Origin of the sequence: Stenotrophomonas sp. PUT21 (genome assembly GCF_052232875.1) — a bacterium.
GTDB lineage: Bacteria > Pseudomonadota > Gammaproteobacteria > Xanthomonadales > Xanthomonadaceae > Stenotrophomonas > Stenotrophomonas maltophilia_N.
In genome coordinates this window covers 3,777,373-3,794,314 of sequence record NZ_CP197645.1, presented here as the reverse complement: position 1 = coordinate 3,794,314, position 16,942 = coordinate 3,777,373, and the positions used below count along the sequence as shown (strand labels likewise).

The following is a 16,942-nucleotide window of genomic DNA, read 5'->3' as shown; positions in this document are numbered from 1 at the left end:
GAGTTCCTGCATGAAGCCGCTTGTCCTTGCCGTTGCGTTGGCCCTGTCCGTTCCCGCCGCGCTGTCGGCCCCGCCGGCCCTGGCCGCCCCCGCGGCCGCCAAGCCCGCCGCCTCGCCGGCCTGGGTCACCCGCAGCAACCAGTTGGCGCAGATCCTGCTGGATGCGCAGGGCCCGTTCCAGCCGGAAGAAACCGGCTTCTTCGGCGTGCCGGGCTACGACGACAAGGTGGCCGACTACGGCCCGGACAACGGCGCCCGCTACCGCGCGGCGATGGCCAAGGCGCGCAGTGAACTGCAGGCCAAGCTCGCCACCGAGCGCGATCCCAACGTCCGTCAGGACCTGGCGATCATGATCGCCGCCGCCGACCAGAACATCGAAGGCAGCGAACTCAACGAGAAGTACCTGCTGCCGTGGAGCGACACCCCGCAGACGGTGTTCAGCGGCCTCAACCTGCTGCTGTCCGACCAGGTACCCGCCGAGCGCCGCGCCAAGGCGCTGGATCGCCTGAAGGCCTACGCCGGGCTTGCCGCGGGCACGCAGCCGGTGACCACGCTGTCGCGCCAGCGCTACGAAGAGCGCCTGGGCGACAAGAGCCTGCTGCAGCCGACGAAGATCGAAGTCGAGCAGTCGCTGGCCAATGTGGATACCTACATCAGCGGTATCGAGCAGTTGTTCGGCAAGTACAAGGTCGCCGGTGCCGAGCAGGCACTGCAGACCATCGCCAGCCAGCTGCGCGAGTACCGCGACTGGACCCGCCGCGAAGTGCTGCCCAAGGCCCGCACCGATGCGCGCCTGCCCGAGCCGCTGTATGCGTACCAGCTCAAGCGCGTGGGCATCGACATCGCGCCGGCGCTGCTGATGCAGCGCGCCCAGCTGGAATTCATGGAAACCCGCTCGGCGATGCGCCAGCTGGCACCGCTGGTGGTGCAGGCCAAGGGCCTGAAGGTCACCGACACCACCGACCCGGTAGCGGTGGTGCGTGCGCTCAAGGGCGACAAGATTCCTGACGATCAGCTTGAGCACCACTACCGTGGCGTGATCGATGCGATCGACCCGATCATCCGCAAGGAAAAGATCGTCGACGTGCCGCAGCGCCCGATGCAGATGCGGCTGGGCTCGGCTGCCGAAAGTGCCGCCTCGCCGGCCCCGCATTTCCTGCCGGCCCCGCTGGTCGGTAACACCGGGCAGCAGGGCACCTTCGTGCTGCCGCTGGGCAACCCGGCCGCCGGCGACAAGGCCGCGCAGTACGACGATTTCAACTTCGGCTCGGCCGCCTGGACGCTGAGCGCGCATGAAGGACGCCCCGGTCACGAGCTGCAGTTCACCGCGATGGTGGAGCGCGGCATCTCGCTGGCGCGCACCATGTTTGCCTTCAACTCGGTCAACGTGGAAGGCTGGGCACTGTATGCCGAAGCGGAGATGGTGCCGTACGAGCCGCTGGACGGGCAGCTGATCGCGCTGCAGTTCCGCCTGCTGCGTGCCGCCCGCGCGATGCTGGATCCGATGCTCAACCTGGGCCAGATCGACCGCGCCAACGCCGAGCGCGTGCTGATCGATGAGGTCGGCCTGTCCAAGGCGATGGCGACCCAGGAACTGGACCGTTACATGGTGCGCATGCCCGGCCAGGCCGGCAGCTACTTCTACGGTTACACCCGCATTCTTGAGCTGCGCATGCAGACCGAACTGGCCCTCGGGGATCGTTTCGACCGGTTGGCGTTCAACAACTTCCTGCTCGACCAGGGCCTGCTGCCGCCGGACCAGCTCGCCAAGGCGGTCAACGACGTGTTCGTGCCGAAGTACAATGGCGCGGCCAAGCGCTGACACGGTTCCGGTAGGCGCGGGACGTTTTCCGGTAGGCACCGACCGTTGGTCGGTGCGCTGTTCCAGCAGCCACGCCCCACGGTCGTGGCCTGCCGCGGTGTTCTTTACCGCAGCGCTCGTTACCGCTGCGGGGTGATCGTCTGCGTCGGCAGGCGCGGCGGCGGCGGCGGATTTGGCACCCAGATGGCTACACCGGCCGCGCGCTTCTGCGTGGTCGGGATGCCGATGCCCACACCACCGCCTACGTGCGAGCCGTAGCTGCCGGCGCCGACGGACATGCCCACCGGCGAACCGCTGGAGCCCACGCCCATCAGGATCACGCCGTTGGCACCGAGGGCGGCCGCTTCACGCTTGAGCCGCATCACGGCGGCATCGGTCTGGCCCTGCGTGCCAAACCCCACCGCGCTGGCCGATTCGAGCTGGGCGATTTCCTGCGACCCCGCCGGCGGGGTGGAATAGATCTGCACCGTGGCCGGATCGACCGGCGCACGCGCCTGGCCGAGCATGACCTTGGAGGTGCTGGCGCAGCCGGCGCTGAGCAGCGCCAGGCCCAGCAATGCAGCGCATCGGATGTTCATGGCGTTACCCCTGTGTGTGATGGCTGGGATGATCGGTGCTGGCGACTGAATCGGTCCCAACCCCTGCCAGCGCACCCTAGCACCGCGGCGGTGAGGCCCCCGCCAACGGCGTCTCGCTGCCGCTTGCGCCTGCGCCGGGAACCGCTATGGTGGGCCACGCATTCACCTCAAGGAGCCGGATATGGGATTGATCAGTCTGTTGTGGGGCATCGTCGCGCTGCTCTGGATGATTGTGGCCCTGATCCCGCTGCTGGGCTGGGGCAACTGGTTCCTGATCCCGTTTGCCGCGGTGGGTGCAGTGATCGCCGCCATAGGCATCCTGTTCACCCACGCCAGCAAGCGCGGCCGGGCCTGGACCGGGCTGGTGCTCAACGGCATCGTGGTGGTGGTGGGTATCGTCCGGCTCGGGCTGGGTGGCGGCATCATCTGAGCGGCCCGTGCGTGGCCAGGGTGCGACCGACCGTCGCAGCTCACGGCCGCCCGGTGCCATCGGCGTAGAATGACCGGCTGCCGCATCCGGCTCCGCCGGCGGTCCACGCCCGTCCGGGCGCTCTCCCTGCACCGATGATCATTCGTCCTCGTCCCCACGGCTGGCAACTGCTCTACATCCTGCGCGGCTCCATCGTTCCGGCGGTGGCCCCGAAGGTCGTGGCGATCCTGCTGCTGTCCGTCGCGGTCGCGGCCCTGGCCGAACTGTGGCACCCCCCGGGCATCGAGCGCGTGTCGGTGGCACCGTTCACCCTGCTGGGCCTGGTGCTGTCGATCTTCCTCAGCTTCCGCAACAACGCCTGTTTCGAGCGCTGGTGGGAAGGCCGCAAGCTGTGGGGCCAGCTGATCTATGAATCGCGCAGCCTGGCCCGCCTGTGCCAGGCGTTGTTGATGGACGACCCCGCACTGCGCGATCGTGTGTGCCGGCTGTGCATCGGCTTTGCGCATGCGCTGGCCGCCCGGCTGCGGGGCCGCGACGTGGCGCTGGCGGCGCTGCCGTGGGTGGCCGAGGCCGACCATGTGCGTTTCGGCCAGCGCCGCAATGCACCGGATCAACTGCTGGCGATGATCGCCTCTGATCTGGCCCAGGCGCTGCGCGCCGGTCAGCTCGATCCCTACCTGTACACCCAGTTCGAAACACGCCTGCATGCGCTGTCCAGCATCCAGGCCGGTTGCGAGCGCATCCTGACCACGCCGCTGCCGTTCGCGTACACGCTGCTGCTGCACCGCTGCGCCTGGCTGTTCTGCGTGCTGCTGCCGTTCGGCCTGGCCAGCTCGCTGGGCTGGGCCACGCCGGTGGTCTCGGCCGTACTGGCGTATGCGTTCTTCGGCCTGGACCAGCTCGGCGAAGAGATGGAAGAGCCGTTCGGACTGGAATCCAATGATCTGCCGCTGGATGCGATGGTGCGCACCATTGAAATCGATCTGCTCGACAGCCTCGGCGCCCAGCCGCTGCCCGAGCCCCTGCAACCGCGGCAGTACCTGCTGCAGTAATTCCTGCCTTCCGTTCCGGAGCACCTCATGGCCCATCCCGACTATCGCCCCCGCCGCATGCGTCACGACGAGTTCTCGCGCCGCCTCATGCGCGAAAACACCCTGACCACCGACGACCTGATCTATCCGGTGTTCGTGCACGAGCTGGCCGGCCGCGCGCCGATCGCCTCGATGCCGGGCGTGGAGCGGCTGTCGATCGACGAGCTGCTCAAGGTGGCCGAAGAAGCGCTGGAACTGGGCATCCCGGTGATCGACCTGTTCCCGGTGATCGATCCGGCCGGCAAGAGTCTGGACGCGGCGGCGGCATGGGACGGGAACGGGCTGGCGCAGCGCGCTGTCCGTGCGCTCAAGTCGCGCTTCCCCGAGCTGGGCGTGATGACCGACGTTGCGCTGGATCCGTACACCACGCACGGCCAGGACGGCATCATCGATGAGGCCGGCTACGTGCTCAACGACATCACCGTAGAGGCACTGGTCAAGCAGTCGCTGTCGCATGCCGAGGCGGGCGTGGACATCATTTCGCCGTCGGACATGATGGACGGCCGCATTGGTGCGATCCGCCGTGCGCTGGATGCCGCCGGCCACGTCAACGTACGCATCATGGCCTACTCGGCCAAGTATGCCTCGGCGTTTTACGGTCCGTTCCGCGACGCGGTCGGCAGCTCGGCCGGCCTCGGCAAGGCCGACAAGAAGACCTACCAGATGGACCCGGCCAACGGCGACGAAGCCATGCGCGAGATCGCACTGGACCTGGAAGAGGGTGCGGACATGGTGATGGTCAAGCCAGGCATGCCCTACCTGGATCTGGTGCGCCGGGTGAAGCAGCAGTTCGGCGTGCCGACCTTCGCCTATCAGGTGAGCGGCGAGTACGCGATGATGAAGGCCGCCTTCGCCAATGGCTGGCTGGACGAAAAGGCCTGCGTGATGGAGTCGCTGATCGGCTTCAAGCGCGCCGGCGCCGATGGCGTGCTGACCTATTTCGCCCCGCAGGTGGCGCGTTGGCTGCGCGAGCGCTGACAATACGCGCCCACCCCGATACAGGACGAGGATGATGCAGACGATGGGATGGCTACAGTGGGTGACCTGGACGGCCGGTGTGCTGGCCTTCGCCGTGGTCATCGGGCTGGTGATCCGTGGCGTGCGCCGCGCTGCGCGGCAGGCACCGGAGCAACCCTCCGCCGCCGCCCGCATCGCCCGTGAGGCGCAGCTCTCGCCTGCGTTGCAGGCGCAGTTGGCCGCATTGAACCAGCGCAAGGATCACGGCGAGATCAGCGAAGCGCAGTACGAGCAGCTGCGCGCGGAACTGCTGCAGGCGCGCTAGCGCCCGGCCAGCACCCTCACCGGTAGCGCCACGCCACGCGTGGCGGCCTTCCGGCGACTGCTACGTCAACCGCAGCCCGGGGCCTGCGGCGCCGACGGCAGCCTGATCCGGTACAGATCCAGCCCGCCGGCACGCGGTGCGCGTGCCATGCCAGCCAGCACCATCTCCGTAGGCTTGGACGCGTCCACCACCGGCGCGCCGGTCTGGCCGTCGGCAGTGTTGAACGACAGCGTCAACGGCACCGCCGCCTGGCGGTGATCGCAGCTGACCAGCATGACCTGCGAATGCCCGGCGCTCGCGCGGGTAAAGGCCAGTGCACCGTCCGTGCTCAACCAGGCGGCGCCGAGTTCGTCGGCGGGCGTGTTGAGCGGGGCGGGCAGGGCCTGCGCGGCACCGAAGCCCTCGCCCTGCACAGGCGCCAGATACAGATCGAAGCCGCCTTGGGTCTGCGTGCCATTGCGTGCGAACAGCAGTGTGCGCCCATCCGGACGCAGCGCGGGCGCGCGCTCGTCGTCGCGCGTGTTGAGCGGCGTCGGCAGGGCCTGCGCGGGCCCGATGCTGCCATCGGCGGCCACGGGCGCGCGGTACAGATCGAAGCCGCCCTGGCCGCCGCGGCGGTTGGAGGCGAAGTACAGCCAGCGGCCATCGTGGCTGAAATAGGGATCGCGCTCGTCGCTGGCGCTGTTGAGCGCAAGCGGGGCAGGGTCCTGCCAGCGACCATCGCGCATCACCGCCTGCCACAGGTCCCAGCCGCCCTGGCCACCGGCGCGGTCGCTGGCCCAGACGATGCGCTGGCCGTCCGGCGCGATCGTGCCCTGGGCTTCATTGGCCCTGGTCGAGACCACGCCCATGCCTTCGATGCCGAATTCGGAAAGCGCCATCGCGGCGGGTGTGCAGAGTAAACTGGCGCTCAGCGCGAGCAGAGACAATGGAATGCGCATCATCGCGTCCGTTGGGGTTTGCGTTCCATTCTAGGCCCGGAGCAGGACACCCATGACCGACCGTTACGCCGTATTCGGCCAGCCCATCGCGCATTCGCAGTCGCCGCACATCCACGCCACGTTCGGCCGGCAGGAAGGCCTGGCGCTGGACTACCGTGCGATCGAAGCCTCCCCGGCCGAGTTCCTGGCAGCGCTGGAGGCCTTCGCCGCCGAAGGTGGCGTGGGCGCCAACATCACCGCGCCGCACAAGGAAGCCGCCTTCGCGCTGTGCACCACGCTGACCTCGCGCGCGCGCCGCGCCGGCGCGGTCAACACCCTGCTGCGCAAGGGCGACCGCTGGCACGGCGATACCACCGATGGCATCGGCCTGGTCCGTGACCTCACCGACCGCCACGGGCTGGACCTGCGTGGCCGACGCACCCTGCTGATCGGCGCCGGCGGGTCGGCCCGCAGCGTGGCCCCGGCCCTGCTGGATGCCGGCATCCTCGAGCTGGTGGTGGTCAACCGCACCCCGGAACGCGCCGATGCGCTGATCGATGCGATGGGCGAGCCCGGCCGCGCGATCACCCGTTACTGGGAAGACATCCGCGAGCTGGGCGATTTCGAACTGATCATCAACGCCACCTCGGCCGGCCGCGACCGTGCCGCGGAGTTCAAGCTGCCGCTGTCGCTGGTCAACAGCATGACCACCGCGGTGGATCTCAACTACGGCGAGGCCGCCATCGCCTTCACCGCGTGGGCGCGCTCGGCCAATTGCCGCAACATCGTTGATGGGCTGGGCATGCTGGTCGAGCAGGCCGCCGAGAGCTTCCTGCAGTGGCACGCAGTGCGCCCGCAGACCGATGCGATCTACACCGAGCTGCGCACCCGGCTGGCGCCGCTGGCCGGCGAGGACTGAGCCGGTGGACATGGACCTGCTGATCTCGATGCTGACCATGGTGGGTGTACGCCTGCCGGTGCTGATCGCGCTGGCGATCGCCGTGGTGTGGGTGGTGGATACCCCGCGCGGCGCGATCCGCAGCGTGGCGCTGGGCGCACTGGGCGTGATGGCGCTCACTACGCTGGCCGGCCTGGTGCTGAACCTGGTGCCGATGTGGATGGTGCAGCAGGGCAACTACGAAAACCTGCAGCTGATGTCCAAGCTGCTGGGCGCTGGCCACTTCGCGCTCAACCTGTTCGAGGCGCTCGCCCTGGTGCTGCTGGTCTGGGCGATGACCCGCGCATTGCGCGGCCGCGCGCTTCCACCGTCGCCGCCGCCGCGCTGAGCGGGTGCAAACGGCGGGTCGCGGTCCATCGCCCTGGCGTGGGCCGCGTCACGGAGATGAACCGGCGCGGAAAATGGCGCCGGTCACGGCCGCCGGGTCGTGAGAAAATGGGGACCGTGATCCAGTCAGGCAGTCCCCCGGCGTGACCGAAAAAGTTGAAGCCCCCCGCGCCCTGAACGACGAACTCAAGGCCGGCATCCGCGACGCCTACGCCAAGCTGCAGGCCAATACGCCCGGCTTCAGCACCCGGCGCTCGCAGAGCCAGATGATCGGCGTGGTGTCGCGTGCGCTCTCGCACAGCGGCGGCGTCGGCGTGGTCGAGGCGCCCACTGGCGTGGGCAAGTCGCTGGGCTACCTGACCGCCGGCGTGCCGATCGCGCTGGCGACCAAGAAGAAGCTGGTGATCAGCACCGGCACCGTGGCGCTGCAGTCGCAGCTCGTCGAACGCGACATCCCCAATTTCCTCAAGGCCACCGGCATCGAAGCCACGGTGGCGCTGGCCAAGGGCCGTACGCGTTACCTGTGCACCCGCAATGCCGCTGAAGCGCATGGCGATGGCGCGCAGGAAGGGATGTTCGAAGACGAGCAGCCGCTGTTTGACCGCCCATTGGCGCCGATCGAGATGGACCTGGCGCAGTCGCTGAGCAAGGCCTTCCTCGAAGGCCGCTGGAACGGCGACCTGGACAACGCGCCGGAAACGATCAGCAATACGCTGCGCTCGCGCATCACCACGCCGGCCTCGGGCTGCGCCGGGCGCAAGTGCGCCTACTCGGCGCAGTGCGCCGTGCTGCGTTCGCGCAACAGCGTGCGCGAGGCACAGATCGTGGTGACCAATCACGCGCTGCTGTTGTCGGCGCTGTCGATCGGTGAGAGCGACAACGGCCAGCCGCTGATCGCCCCGCCGTCGGACATGCTGCTGGTGCTCGATGAAGGCCATCACATCGGCAACGTCGCCATTGACCAGGGCGCGGCCAGTCTCGCGCTGGACGAGATGGCCAAGCGCACCGGCCGCCTGCAGGTCCTGATCGCCGCGTCCTACCGCGCAGTGGACAAGGACAAGCTGGGCAACCTGTTGCCCAACGAGGCCATCGAGGCCGCCGCCAAGGTCAGCAAGCAGCTCAAGGCCTTCCGCGACGTGATCGACCGCAGCTGGCGGCCGGACCCGTCCGCGCAGGAACCGATGTGGCGCGCCCCGAACGGCCGCCTGCCGGAGATCTGGATGCCGGACATCGAGGCCATCGCCGACGACACCCGCGCACTGTTCAACTGGGCCCACGCCGCGCTGACCCAGGTGGCCAAGGGCAAGCCCGAGGATGCCGCGCGCGAGCGCCTGCAGCGCAACCTCGGCATGGCGCTGGAGATGATCGAGCAGCAGCACAACCTGTGGACCGGCTGGCGCCGCGAAGACAAGGAGGGCCAGCCGCCCACCGCGCGCTGGATCACCCTCTCGCGCGATGGCGACCTGGTCCTGCATGGCTCGCCGGTGTCGGCCGCCAACGTGCTGCGCAAGCTGCTCTGGGATGAAGTGGACTCGGTGGTGATGACCTCGGCCACGCTCACCGGCGGCGGCGATTTCCAGGCGCTGGCGATCGACAACGGCATTCCGGCCGAGGCCGAGATGGTCTCGCTGGCCTCGCCGTTCGATCTGCCCAACCAGGCGCAGCTGATCGTGCCGGCGTTTCCGGTGACCCCGGATGACAAGGAAGGTCATCCCAAGGAGATCGCCAAGTACCTGGTCAAGGAACTGGACTGGGACAAGGGCAGCATCGTGCTGTTCACCTCGCGCTGGAAGATGGAAAAGGTGGCCGAGCTGATGCCGGCCGCGCAGCGCAAGCAGGTGCTGGTGCAGGGCGAGACCGCCAAGCAGAAGATGATCGACGAACACCTGCGGCGCACGGCGGCCGGCGAGGGCTCGGTGCTGTTCGGGCTCAATTCCTTTGGCGAGGGCCTCGATTTACCTGGCGAGGCCTGCACCACGGTGGTGATCACCCAGGTGCCGTTCGCGGTGCCGACCGACCCGCAGACCTCGACGCTGAGCGAGTGGTTCGAGAGCCGTGGCCTGAACGCCTTCAACCTGATCGCGATCCCGCACGCCCTGCGTACGCTGACTCAGTTCTCCGGCCGGCTGATCCGCACCTCCACCGATACCGGCCGCGTGATCATCCTCGACTCGCGGCTGCTGACCCGCCGCTACGGCAAACGCATCATCGATTCACTGCCGCCGTTCAAGCGGGTGATCGGGTAGCGCAGATTGCTCCCTGGCAGCTCGGTCAGGGGGTGCTTCCGTGAGGCGCGGCCGAGGTGTCTGGATGACGGCAGGCCTGATTGGAGTAGGCCTGCCGGTAGCTCTGGCCGAAGCACCGCACAAACGCATCGACCACATCGAGATTGGGCGGCCAGGCGACCTGCATCACCTCGCCGCTCGGCATCGTGAAACTGAAAAATCCGTCCTTGACGTTGGCCTCCGGCGGCGCAGGCACGGCTGCCAGCGCCGCGCGGGCGGCGGCCAGGGCCGGCTGGTCCTTCTCGATGAGGGCGATGCTGGCATCCACATACGGATTCCAGCCACCGGCATCGGGTGCGGGTTTATAGGTCTGGCGCATGAGTTCCACCGCCCGCGCATCCTGCCCAGCCTCCGCGCGCAGCTGCGCTTCATGCCAGATCATCGTGCTGTTGCCGGCGGCCTTGGGCTGCGCACGGTAGGCCGCGATGAGATCGGCGGCAGCGAACTGGCACTGGGCCTTCTCCGCCATCGGCCGCCAGCCGCCCCGCAGATCCTGATCGAACTGCTCCGGGGTCAGCGCCAGCATCGCGGCGCGATCCACGGCGCAGTCGTCGGCAAAGGCCGGACATGCGACGGCCGACAAGGCCAGTAAGAGCAGAGAACGCGTGCCGTGCATCGTCACATCCTTGTGCAGAGGTCTGCACCGAGTGTTTTCCAGCGGTGCGTGATGGGTCAAGCGCTCATACCCGCCGGAACGGCAAACGCATCATCGATTCACTGCCGCCGTTGAAGCGGGTGATGGGGTAACCCGTAGATCCACGCCATGCGTGGATGCCCTTCTCAACGGGCTGCCGGTGCCCGGCACGCCATGCCGTAAGCCTCGCGGTACGGCTTGTCGAAGCAGTGCATCAACCCGTCGAGCACGTTAAGGTTGGGCGGCCACGGGATGCGCTGTTCATTGCCGTTGTCGTTGAGGATCAGCATGCCATCCACCACCGGCATGTCCGCTGGCGGGGCGATCAGTGCCAGCGCATCGCGCGCCTGCTGCAGGGCTGTGCGGTCCTGCTGCAGGAAGGCGATGCTGCCATCCACATACAGGTTCCAGCCGGCCCGGTCCTGCGCGGCAGGCTTGTAGCTCTGCTGCATCAGCGCCACCGCCTGCGCGGTCTGTCCCAGGTCCGCGCGGATCTGGGCCTCATGCCAGACCAGCAACATGATGCCGGAAGCCTTGGGCTGCGCGCGGTAGGCCGCGAGCAGGTCCGCGGCGGCCTGCTGGCAGCCGGGGCGGGCGTCCAGCGCGCGCCAGCCCCCGCCCATGTCCTGGTCGAAGGCCTCCACCGACAGCGCCAACATCGCACTGCGGTCCACCGCACATGCTGGTTCGGACGCCGCCGCCGTTGACGCGCCCATTGCCAAGGCCAGTACCATCGAAAACAACGCCATCGCCACGTCCCTGTTGGTATGTCACCTGCACCTTAGCGCATGTCGGGCGTGGCGCCCGGCGTCTACCCCGCCAGCTTGGCCAGATCCCGCACCGCGCCCTTGTCGGCACTCGTTGCCAGCAGCGCATAGGCCTTCAGCGCACCGGTGACCTTGCGCGGGCGCGCCTCGCGCGGTTTCCAGCCCAGTGCATCCTGCTCGGCACGGCGTGCCGCCAGCGTGGCGTCATCCAGCAGCAGATCGATGCGCCGTGCGGGGATATCGATGCGGATGCGGTCGCCATCGCGAACCAGGCCGATGGCGCCGCCCGCGGCCGCTTCCGGTGAGGCATGACCGATCGACAGCCCGGAGGTGCCGCCGGAGAAACGGCCGTCGGTGAGCAGGGCGCAGTGCTTGCCCAGCCCCTTGGATTTCAGATAGCTGGTCGGGTACAGCATCTCCTGCATGCCCGGGCCGCCGCGCGGGCCTTCGTAGCGGATCACCACGACATCGCCGGCCGCCACGTCATCGGCGAGGATGCCCTGCACGGCGGCATCCTGGCTCTCGAAGACGCGCGCGTTGCCCTCGAACACATGGATCGATTCGTCCACACCGGCGGTCTTCACCACGCAGCCATCGATGGCCAGATTGCCACGCAGCACGGCCAGTCCACCCTCGGCGGAATAGGCATGTGCGACGCTGCGGATGCAGCCTTCGGCACGGTCCACGTCCAGCGTCGGCCAGCGCGTGGCCTGGCTGAAGGCGACCTGGGTCGGGATGCCGGCCGGACCGGCGCGGAAGAAATCGTGGACCTTTTCATCGCTGCTCACCGCGACATCCCAACGTGCGATCGCCTCGGCCAGGGTGCGGCTGTGCACGGTCGGCACGTCGGTATGCAGCAGCCCACCGCGCGCGAGTTCGCCGAGGATGCCGAACACGCCGCCGGCGCGATGCACGTCTTCCATGTGGTACTTCGGCGTGTTCGGGGCTACCTTGCATAGCTGCGGGACACGGCGCGAGAGCGCGTCGATGGCATGCAGGTCGAAGTCCACCTCCGCCTCCTGCGCTGCGGCCAGCAGGTGCAGGATGGTGTTGGTCGAGCCGCCCATCGCGATGTCCAGCGTCATCGCGTTCTCGAACGCCTGGCGGGTGGCGATGCCGCGGGGCAGCGCACCGATTTCTTCGCCGCCATACCAGCGGTGGCACAGTTCCACGATCAGGCGGCCGGCACGGCGGAACAGCTGCTCGCGGTCGGCATGCGTGGCCAGGGTCGAGCCGTTGCCCGGCAGCGACAGGCCCAGTGCTTCGGTCAGGCAGTTCATCGAGTTGGCGGTGAACATGCCTGAGCACGAGCCGCAGGTGGGGCACGCGCTGCGCTCGTATTCGGCGACCTTCTCATCGCTGGCGCTTTCATCGGCGGCGATCACCATCGCATCCACCAGGTCCAGCTTGTGCTCGGACAGGCGCGTCTTGCCCGCTTCCATCGGCCCACCGGAGACGAACACCACCGGGATGTTCAACCGCAGCGCGGCCATCAGCATGCCGGGGGTGATCTTGTCGCAGTTTGAGATGCACACCAGCGCGTCGGCGCAGTGCGCATTGACCATGTACTCCACCGAGTCGGCGATGATCTCGCGGCTGGGCAGCGAATACAGCATGCCGTCGTGGCCCATGGCGATCCCATCATCCACCGCGATGGTGTTGAACTCCTTCGCCACGCCGCCGACCTGCTCGATCTCGCGCGCCACAAGCTGGCCCAGGTCCTTGAGGTGCACGTGGCCGGGCACGAACTGGGTAAACGAGTTGGCGACGGCGATGATCGGCTTGTGGAAGTCGCCATCGGTCATCCCGGTGGCGCGCCACAGGGCGCGGGCGCCGGCCATGTTGCGGCCGGCGGTGGAGGTGCGGGAGCGGTATTCAGGCATGGTGGCTGGCAGGATCTGGCGGGCCGTGGGGGCGCGTTTCAGCTCGATTCTGCCGAAAAATTCCGGTTGCGTTTGCAACCACCTTCGCCGCTGCCGCGGGATCGAATCCTGAAACGCTGTTCATGTTTTCGACTTTGCTGGTTTTGGTTGTTCGCGCCGATCAGGCATGATTGGGGAGATAACCGCATTAGGGGGCATGACGCCATGAAACGTTCCAGGACCACTGCGCTGCTGCTGATGAGCGCTGCGCCGCTGCTGTTCACCGCCTGCCAGAAGAACGAGGCCGTGCAGGTGCAGGAGGGGCTCTACACCTCGGTGCAGGCCTGTACTGAAGCCACCGGCGATCCGTCCAGCTGCCGCAACGCCTTTGCCGAGGCGCAGAAGCAGTCGGCCGATGCGGCCCCCAAGTACGCCACGCGTGAAGCCTGTGAGGCCGAGTACAACGCCGAGCAGTGCGTGGAGCAGAAGACCTCGACCGGCCATTCGTTCATCGGCCCGATGATGATGGGCTTCTTCATGTCGCAGATGCTGAGCAACCGTGGCGGCGCGGGCCTGGCCCAGCAGCCGGCGGCGGCGCCGGCCTATCAGGACAAGGCCAAGGGCTGGGCCCGTCCGGGTCCGTCCACCGGTGGGATGAACACCGCCAGCGGTATCGGCGCCGGCAAGGCCGGCCTGGCCCCGGTCAACGCCACCCCGAACCGGGCGGTCACCGCCAGCCGCGGTGGCTTCGGCAACACCAGCAGCAACCGCAGCAGCGTCGGCGGCTGATCGATGCAGCGCGTGCGTATCGCCGAGCGCAGCCAGTGGCGCGCCCGGGCCGAAGAGTCGGGGTTCCGCTTCCACACCATCGATGGCCTGCCGTACTGGGATGAAACCGCGTACTACGCCTTCACCCTGCGCCAGATCGAACAGGACATCGAAGATCCCAGCGCCGAGCTGCATGCGATGGCGATGGACCTGGTGGACGAGGTGGTGGGCAGCCAGCAGCTGATGGAGCAGCTGGCGATCCCGCCGCAGTTCCGCGACTGGATCGCCGACAGCTGGCGCCGCCGCGAGCCGCACCTGTACGGGCGGCTGGATTTCGCCTACGACGGCACCGGCCCGGCCAAGCTCTACGAGCTGAATTACGACACGCCCACGTCGCTGTTCGAAGCCTCGTTCTTCCAGTGGCAGTGGCTGGAGGACCAGCGCAACCAGAACCGGTTGCCGCCGCATGCCGACCAGTTCAACGCGATCCATGAGGCCCTGGTCGAACGTTTCGGTGTACTGGCCGCGCAGCTGCCGCCGCCGCTGTATTTCAGCGCGGTCGGTGCGTCGGAAGAGGACCAGGGCACCGTCGCCTATCTGCGCGACTGCGCCGCCCAGGCCGGCCTGCGCGGCGAAGCGATCGCGATCGAGGATATCGGCCTGTCCGAAGACGGGCGCTTCACTGCGCTCGACGACACCGTGATCGGCAGCCTGTTCAAGCTGTACCCGCTGGAAGACCTGATGACCGAGTCGTTCGGCCAGGCGCTGCCCGCTTCAGGGGTGCAACTGCTGGAACCGGCATGGAAAGCGATCCTCAGCAACAAGGGCGTGCTGCCGCTGCTGTGGCAGCGCCACCGCGGCCACCCGAACCTGCTCGCCGCCGAGTTCGACGATGGCAGCGAGCTGCCACGCGGTTGGGTGCGCAAGCCGCTGTTCTCGCGCGAGGGCGCCAACGTGGCCATGCACCTGGCCGATGGCAGCTGGCAGGAAAGCGAGGGCCCGTATACCGGCCCGGCAATCCGCCAGGCCGCGCATCCGCTCACCGCGTTCGATGGCGGGTATCCGCTGATCGGCAGCTGGGTGGTGGGCGACCAGGCGTGTGGCATGGGTATCCGCGAGGACAACAGCCGGATCACCCGCGACAGCGCCCGCTTCGTACCGCACGCGATCATCGACGAAGCGCCGACGCGCATCTTCGTCTGATGAGCATGGTGTACCGGCGCCATCTGCGTGCCCGCCCATTGCCTGGCCGGCATCTCGATGACGGCCACCGCCTGTGGCGGTATGCGGATCGGGTGGCGGTACGCTGTCACCGCTGCCAGTCGCCGGGATGGGTGCTCAGACGCGAGAACGCCGCCAGCTTTCGGTGCCTCAACTGCAGCGTTGCGCTGGACGGCGGCTGCGGTTGCAGCCGCTGTGGGCCTGGCGACTGGGTAGGGCCGGTGAGTTACAGCGGCCGGCGTCCTTGTGGTTACTGTGGCCATCGGTGGGTCAGTGTCGCAGCGACACGCAAGGTGGCCTCGCCGCCCTTGAAATCCCTTGCGGCGAACTGCGGCCACTGTGGGCGTAGCAACGAGGTCACCGTCAGCGTGGCGCAGGTCCGCGGCACCGAAGCGGTCGATCCGCATTTCGGCATGTCGCTGCTGTTGATCGAGAAGACCGCCGCCGGCCTGCTGTGGGCCTACAACGCAGCGCATCTGCAGGCACTGCACGACTACGCTGCTGCGCCGCTGCGAGAGAGCACCGGTATCGCCAATAGGTCGATGTTCTCGCGCCTGCCGCAGTGGATGAAACTGGCACGCAACCGTGTGCTGCTGCAGAAGGCGACCGCCCGCCTGATCGCCAAGGCCTCCGCCATCGGGTAGGTGCCGACCGCTGGTCGGTACGCGTTACAGCAACCCATCCCGCTTGACCGCCAGATAGCGCTCCACCAGCGCGCCGGGCAGCGCTTCGGCGGTGACGTCCAGCACCATCACCCGATGGCTGCGCAGCGCGTCATGGGCATCGCTGCGCTGCTGCAGGTAACGGGCGATCGCGCCGGCCTGGGTGGCATCCTGCAGCGTCTCCACCGGCTGGGCCAGCGCATCATCCAGTGCGCGTTCGCGCAGGCTGGCCACGCACACCAGGTGCTGGCGCTGCAGCAGGCGCACCGCGGCGAGCAGATCTTCGATGTCCTCATCGCGCACGTTGGTGACCAGCATCACCAGCGAACGCCGGCGCTGGCGCAGCGAGAGCTCGGTGGCCGCGGCGAGATAGTCGGTGGCGACCGGCTGCGCCTGCAGGTCGTAGCTGGCGCGCAGCAGGGTATCGATGGTGCCCATGCCGCGTTTCGGCGCGACCCAGCGGCTTTCACCGCCGGCCGCGAACAGGCCCACGCCGTCGCCCTGGCGCAGCGCGAGGTAGGACACCACCAGCGCCGCATTGAGCACGTGGTCGAAGTGCGACAGCCCACCTTCGCTGGCCATCATGCGCCGGCCGGTATCGATCATCAGCACCAGCTGCTGGTTCTTCTCGTCCTGGTACTCGCGCGACACCAGCTTGCGTGCCCGCGCGGTGGCCTTCCAGTCGATCTGGCGCAGGCTGTCGCCGACGCGGTACTCGCGCATCTGGTGGAAATCGGTGCCTTCGCCGCGGCGGCGCTTGAGGTGCGCGCCGACCAGACGCGAGGCCTGTTCGGCACTGAACAGCGCAAAGCGGGTCAGCGGTGCGAAGTTGGGGTAGACGCGCACCGTCATCGCCGGCGCCAGCTGCCGCCGCTGATGCCACAGCCGCCAGGCGCTGTGCACGCGCAGGTGCACGCCGTCGAACACGAAGCGGCCACGCGCGGTCGGGGTCAACCGGTACGCCACACTGCTGGTCACCATCGGCTTGAGCGCCAGCGCACGCGGCAGGCCCTGCAGGCTCCAGCCACCGGGCACCAGATCAAACACCTCCACGCGCTGGTGCCGACTCGATTCCAGGCGCAGCGTGGCCTCACGCTCCACGTTCAGCGCGAGCGACTCCGGCAGTTCGCGGTGCACGCTGGGCGAGGGCTGGTGGCGCAGGCGCAGCAGGTCCACCAGTGCGATCAGGCCCACGCCGGCACCGGTCGCCCACCAGACTCCCTGAGGCCAGAGGCCGATGACCACCGGCACGCCGAGCAGGCCCCAGCCGGCCAGCAGTGCCAGCAGCAGTGCGGCCGGCCTCATGCCGTCCGCTCACGATGGGGGACGTGCCCG

17 protein-coding genes are annotated in these 16,942 nt (G+C 68.2%); 11 read left to right on the top strand and 6 right to left on the bottom strand.

Annotated elements, in window-relative coordinates; genetic code table 11:
• Nucleotides 1-10 precede the first annotated feature (10 nt).
• The gene (locus ACTT2I_RS17100) at nucleotides 11-1,822 is read left to right on the top strand and encodes a DUF885 domain-containing protein (protein WP_421098789.1); all 1,812 of its coding nucleotides are present in this window, start codon (nucleotides 11-13) and stop codon (nucleotides 1,820-1,822) included.
• A 119-nt stretch (nucleotides 1,823-1,941) separates the two neighbouring features.
• Here ACTT2I_RS17100 and ACTT2I_RS17095 read toward each other — a convergent pair whose 3' ends face one another.
• Nucleotides 1,942-2,400 (bottom strand): hypothetical protein, encoded by a 459-nt coding sequence (locus ACTT2I_RS17095; RefSeq protein WP_421098790.1) that lies wholly within the window; start codon nucleotides 2,398-2,400, stop codon nucleotides 1,942-1,944.
• A 181-nt stretch (nucleotides 2,401-2,581) separates the two neighbouring features.
• On the opposite strand from ACTT2I_RS17095, the gene ACTT2I_RS17090 reads away from it, so the two are divergent.
• From ACTT2I_RS17090 to ACTT2I_RS17075, 4 genes are all read left to right on the top strand, one after another.
• Nucleotides 2,582-2,830 (top strand): hypothetical protein, encoded by a 249-nt coding sequence (locus ACTT2I_RS17090; protein WP_019185442.1) that lies wholly within the window; start codon nucleotides 2,582-2,584, stop codon nucleotides 2,828-2,830.
• A gap of 134 nt (nucleotides 2,831-2,964) precedes the next feature.
• Entirely contained in the window at nucleotides 2,965-3,882 is a 918-nt protein-coding gene (locus ACTT2I_RS17085; protein WP_421098791.1) for a bestrophin family protein, read from the top strand.
• A gap of 27 nt (nucleotides 3,883-3,909) precedes the next feature.
• The gene (hemB, locus tag ACTT2I_RS17080) at nucleotides 3,910-4,899 is read left to right on the top strand and encodes a porphobilinogen synthase (protein WP_088433486.1); all 990 of its coding nucleotides are present in this window, start codon (nucleotides 3,910-3,912) and stop codon (nucleotides 4,897-4,899) included.
• A gap of 34 nt (nucleotides 4,900-4,933) precedes the next feature.
• A complete protein-coding gene (locus ACTT2I_RS17075; RefSeq protein WP_253247693.1) occupies nucleotides 4,934-5,203 on the top strand; it encodes an SHOCT domain-containing protein in 270 nt (89 codons plus the stop codon).
• Between the two features lie 65 nt (nucleotides 5,204-5,268).
• Here the strand turns inward: ACTT2I_RS17075 and ACTT2I_RS17070 are convergent, their stop codons facing one another.
• On the bottom strand, nucleotides 5,269-6,144 hold the full coding sequence (locus tag ACTT2I_RS17070) for a TolB-like protein (RefSeq protein WP_421098792.1): 876 nt from the start codon (nucleotides 6,142-6,144) through the stop codon (nucleotides 5,269-5,271).
• Between the two features lie 52 nt (nucleotides 6,145-6,196).
• On the opposite strand from ACTT2I_RS17070, the gene aroE reads away from it, so the two are divergent.
• The 3 genes from aroE to dinG all read left to right on the top strand — a co-directional run bounded on the left by aroE (nucleotide 6,197) and on the right by dinG (nucleotide 9,654).
• Nucleotides 6,197-7,042 carry a shikimate dehydrogenase gene (aroE, locus tag ACTT2I_RS17065; RefSeq protein ID WP_088433488.1) on the top strand — a complete coding sequence of 282 codons (846 nt, stop codon included), beginning with the start codon at nucleotides 6,197-6,199 and terminating at the stop codon, nucleotides 7,040-7,042.
• A 10-nt stretch (nucleotides 7,043-7,052) separates the two neighbouring features.
• Nucleotides 7,053-7,409 (top strand): hypothetical protein, encoded by a 357-nt coding sequence (locus ACTT2I_RS17060; protein WP_088433489.1) that lies wholly within the window; start codon nucleotides 7,053-7,055, stop codon nucleotides 7,407-7,409.
• A gap of 142 nt (nucleotides 7,410-7,551) precedes the next feature.
• Nucleotides 7,552-9,654 (top strand): ATP-dependent DNA helicase DinG, encoded by a 2,103-nt coding sequence (gene dinG, locus ACTT2I_RS17055; protein ID WP_421098793.1) that lies wholly within the window; start codon nucleotides 7,552-7,554, stop codon nucleotides 9,652-9,654.
• Nucleotides 9,655-9,679: 25 nt separating this feature from the next.
• On the opposite strand, the gene ACTT2I_RS17050 is transcribed toward dinG, so the two are convergent.
• The 3 genes from ACTT2I_RS17050 to ilvD all read right to left on the bottom strand — a co-directional run bounded on the left by ACTT2I_RS17050 (nucleotide 9,680) and on the right by ilvD (nucleotide 12,977).
• On the bottom strand, nucleotides 9,680-10,309 hold the full coding sequence (locus ACTT2I_RS17050) for a hypothetical protein (protein ID WP_421098794.1): 630 nt from the start codon (nucleotides 10,307-10,309) through the stop codon (nucleotides 9,680-9,682).
• A gap of 164 nt (nucleotides 10,310-10,473) precedes the next feature.
• Nucleotides 10,474-11,076 (bottom strand): hypothetical protein, encoded by a 603-nt coding sequence (locus ACTT2I_RS17045; RefSeq protein WP_421098795.1) that lies wholly within the window; start codon nucleotides 11,074-11,076, stop codon nucleotides 10,474-10,476.
• Nucleotides 11,077-11,138: 62 nt separating this feature from the next.
• Nucleotides 11,139-12,977, bottom strand: coding sequence for a dihydroxy-acid dehydratase (gene ilvD, locus ACTT2I_RS17040; RefSeq protein ID WP_421098796.1), 1,839 nt, complete (start codon nucleotides 12,975-12,977; stop codon nucleotides 11,139-11,141).
• Between the two features lie 204 nt (nucleotides 12,978-13,181).
• Between ilvD and ACTT2I_RS17035 the strand changes: the two genes are divergently transcribed.
• From ACTT2I_RS17035 to ACTT2I_RS17025, 3 genes are all read left to right on the top strand, one after another.
• Nucleotides 13,182-13,745, top strand: a complete 564-nt coding sequence (locus ACTT2I_RS17035; protein WP_070472525.1) for a DUF1190 domain-containing protein — start codon at nucleotides 13,182-13,184, stop codon at nucleotides 13,743-13,745.
• Nucleotides 13,746-13,748: 3 nt separating this feature from the next.
• A complete protein-coding gene (locus tag ACTT2I_RS17030) occupies nucleotides 13,749-14,927 on the top strand; it encodes a glutathionylspermidine synthase family protein (RefSeq protein WP_421098797.1) in 1,179 nt (392 codons plus the stop codon).
• 326 nt (nucleotides 14,928-15,253) lie between these two features.
• On the top strand, nucleotides 15,254-15,589 hold the full coding sequence (locus ACTT2I_RS17025) for a hypothetical protein (protein ID WP_421098798.1): 336 nt from the start codon (nucleotides 15,254-15,256) through the stop codon (nucleotides 15,587-15,589).
• A 24-nt stretch (nucleotides 15,590-15,613) separates the two neighbouring features.
• Here ACTT2I_RS17025 and ACTT2I_RS17020 read toward each other — a convergent pair whose 3' ends face one another.
• Complete coding sequence (locus ACTT2I_RS17020; protein ID WP_421098799.1) at nucleotides 15,614-16,912, bottom strand: DUF58 domain-containing protein; 1,299 nt, start codon at nucleotides 16,910-16,912, stop codon at nucleotides 15,614-15,616.
• Between the last annotated feature and the right edge of the window lie 30 nt (nucleotides 16,913-16,942).

Excerpts from the sequence above, each read along its gene's own strand:
- ACTT2I_RS17020 (WP_421098799.1), bottom strand. The coding sequence starts at position 16,912 with ATGAGGCCGGCCGCACTGCTGCTGGCACTGCTGGCCGGCTGGGGCCTG.
- ACTT2I_RS17095 (WP_421098790.1), bottom strand. The coding sequence starts at position 2,400 with ATGAACATCCGATGCGCTGCATTGCTGGGCCTGGCGCTGCTCAGCGCC.
- ACTT2I_RS17100 (WP_421098789.1), top strand. The coding sequence starts at position 11 with ATGAAGCCGCTTGTCCTTGCCGTTGCGTTGGCCCTGTCCGTTCCCGCC.
- ACTT2I_RS17050 (WP_421098794.1), bottom strand. The coding sequence starts at position 10,309 with ATGCACGGCACGCGTTCTCTGCTCTTACTGGCCTTGTCGGCCGTCGCA.
- ACTT2I_RS17075 (WP_253247693.1), top strand. The coding sequence starts at position 4,934 with ATGCAGACGATGGGATGGCTACAGTGGGTGACCTGGACGGCCGGTGTG.
- aroE (WP_088433488.1), top strand. The coding sequence starts at position 6,197 with ATGACCGACCGTTACGCCGTATTCGGCCAGCCCATCGCGCATTCGCAG.
- ACTT2I_RS17070 (WP_421098792.1), bottom strand. The coding sequence starts at position 6,144 with ATGCGCATTCCATTGTCTCTGCTCGCGCTGAGCGCCAGTTTACTCTGC.
- ACTT2I_RS17060 (WP_088433489.1), top strand. The coding sequence starts at position 7,053 with ATGGACCTGCTGATCTCGATGCTGACCATGGTGGGTGTACGCCTGCCG.
- ACTT2I_RS17045 (WP_421098795.1), bottom strand. The coding sequence starts at position 11,076 with ATGGCGTTGTTTTCGATGGTACTGGCCTTGGCAATGGGCGCGTCAACG.
- ACTT2I_RS17030 (WP_421098797.1), top strand. The coding sequence starts at position 13,749 with ATGCAGCGCGTGCGTATCGCCGAGCGCAGCCAGTGGCGCGCCCGGGCC.
- hemB (WP_088433486.1), top strand. The coding sequence starts at position 3,910 with ATGGCCCATCCCGACTATCGCCCCCGCCGCATGCGTCACGACGAGTTC.
- ACTT2I_RS17085 (WP_421098791.1), top strand. The coding sequence starts at position 2,965 with ATGATCATTCGTCCTCGTCCCCACGGCTGGCAACTGCTCTACATCCTG.
- ilvD (WP_421098796.1), bottom strand. The coding sequence starts at position 12,977 with ATGCCTGAATACCGCTCCCGCACCTCCACCGCCGGCCGCAACATGGCC.
- ACTT2I_RS17090 (WP_019185442.1), top strand. The coding sequence starts at position 2,582 with ATGGGATTGATCAGTCTGTTGTGGGGCATCGTCGCGCTGCTCTGGATG.
- ACTT2I_RS17035 (WP_070472525.1), top strand. The coding sequence starts at position 13,182 with ATGAAACGTTCCAGGACCACTGCGCTGCTGCTGATGAGCGCTGCGCCG.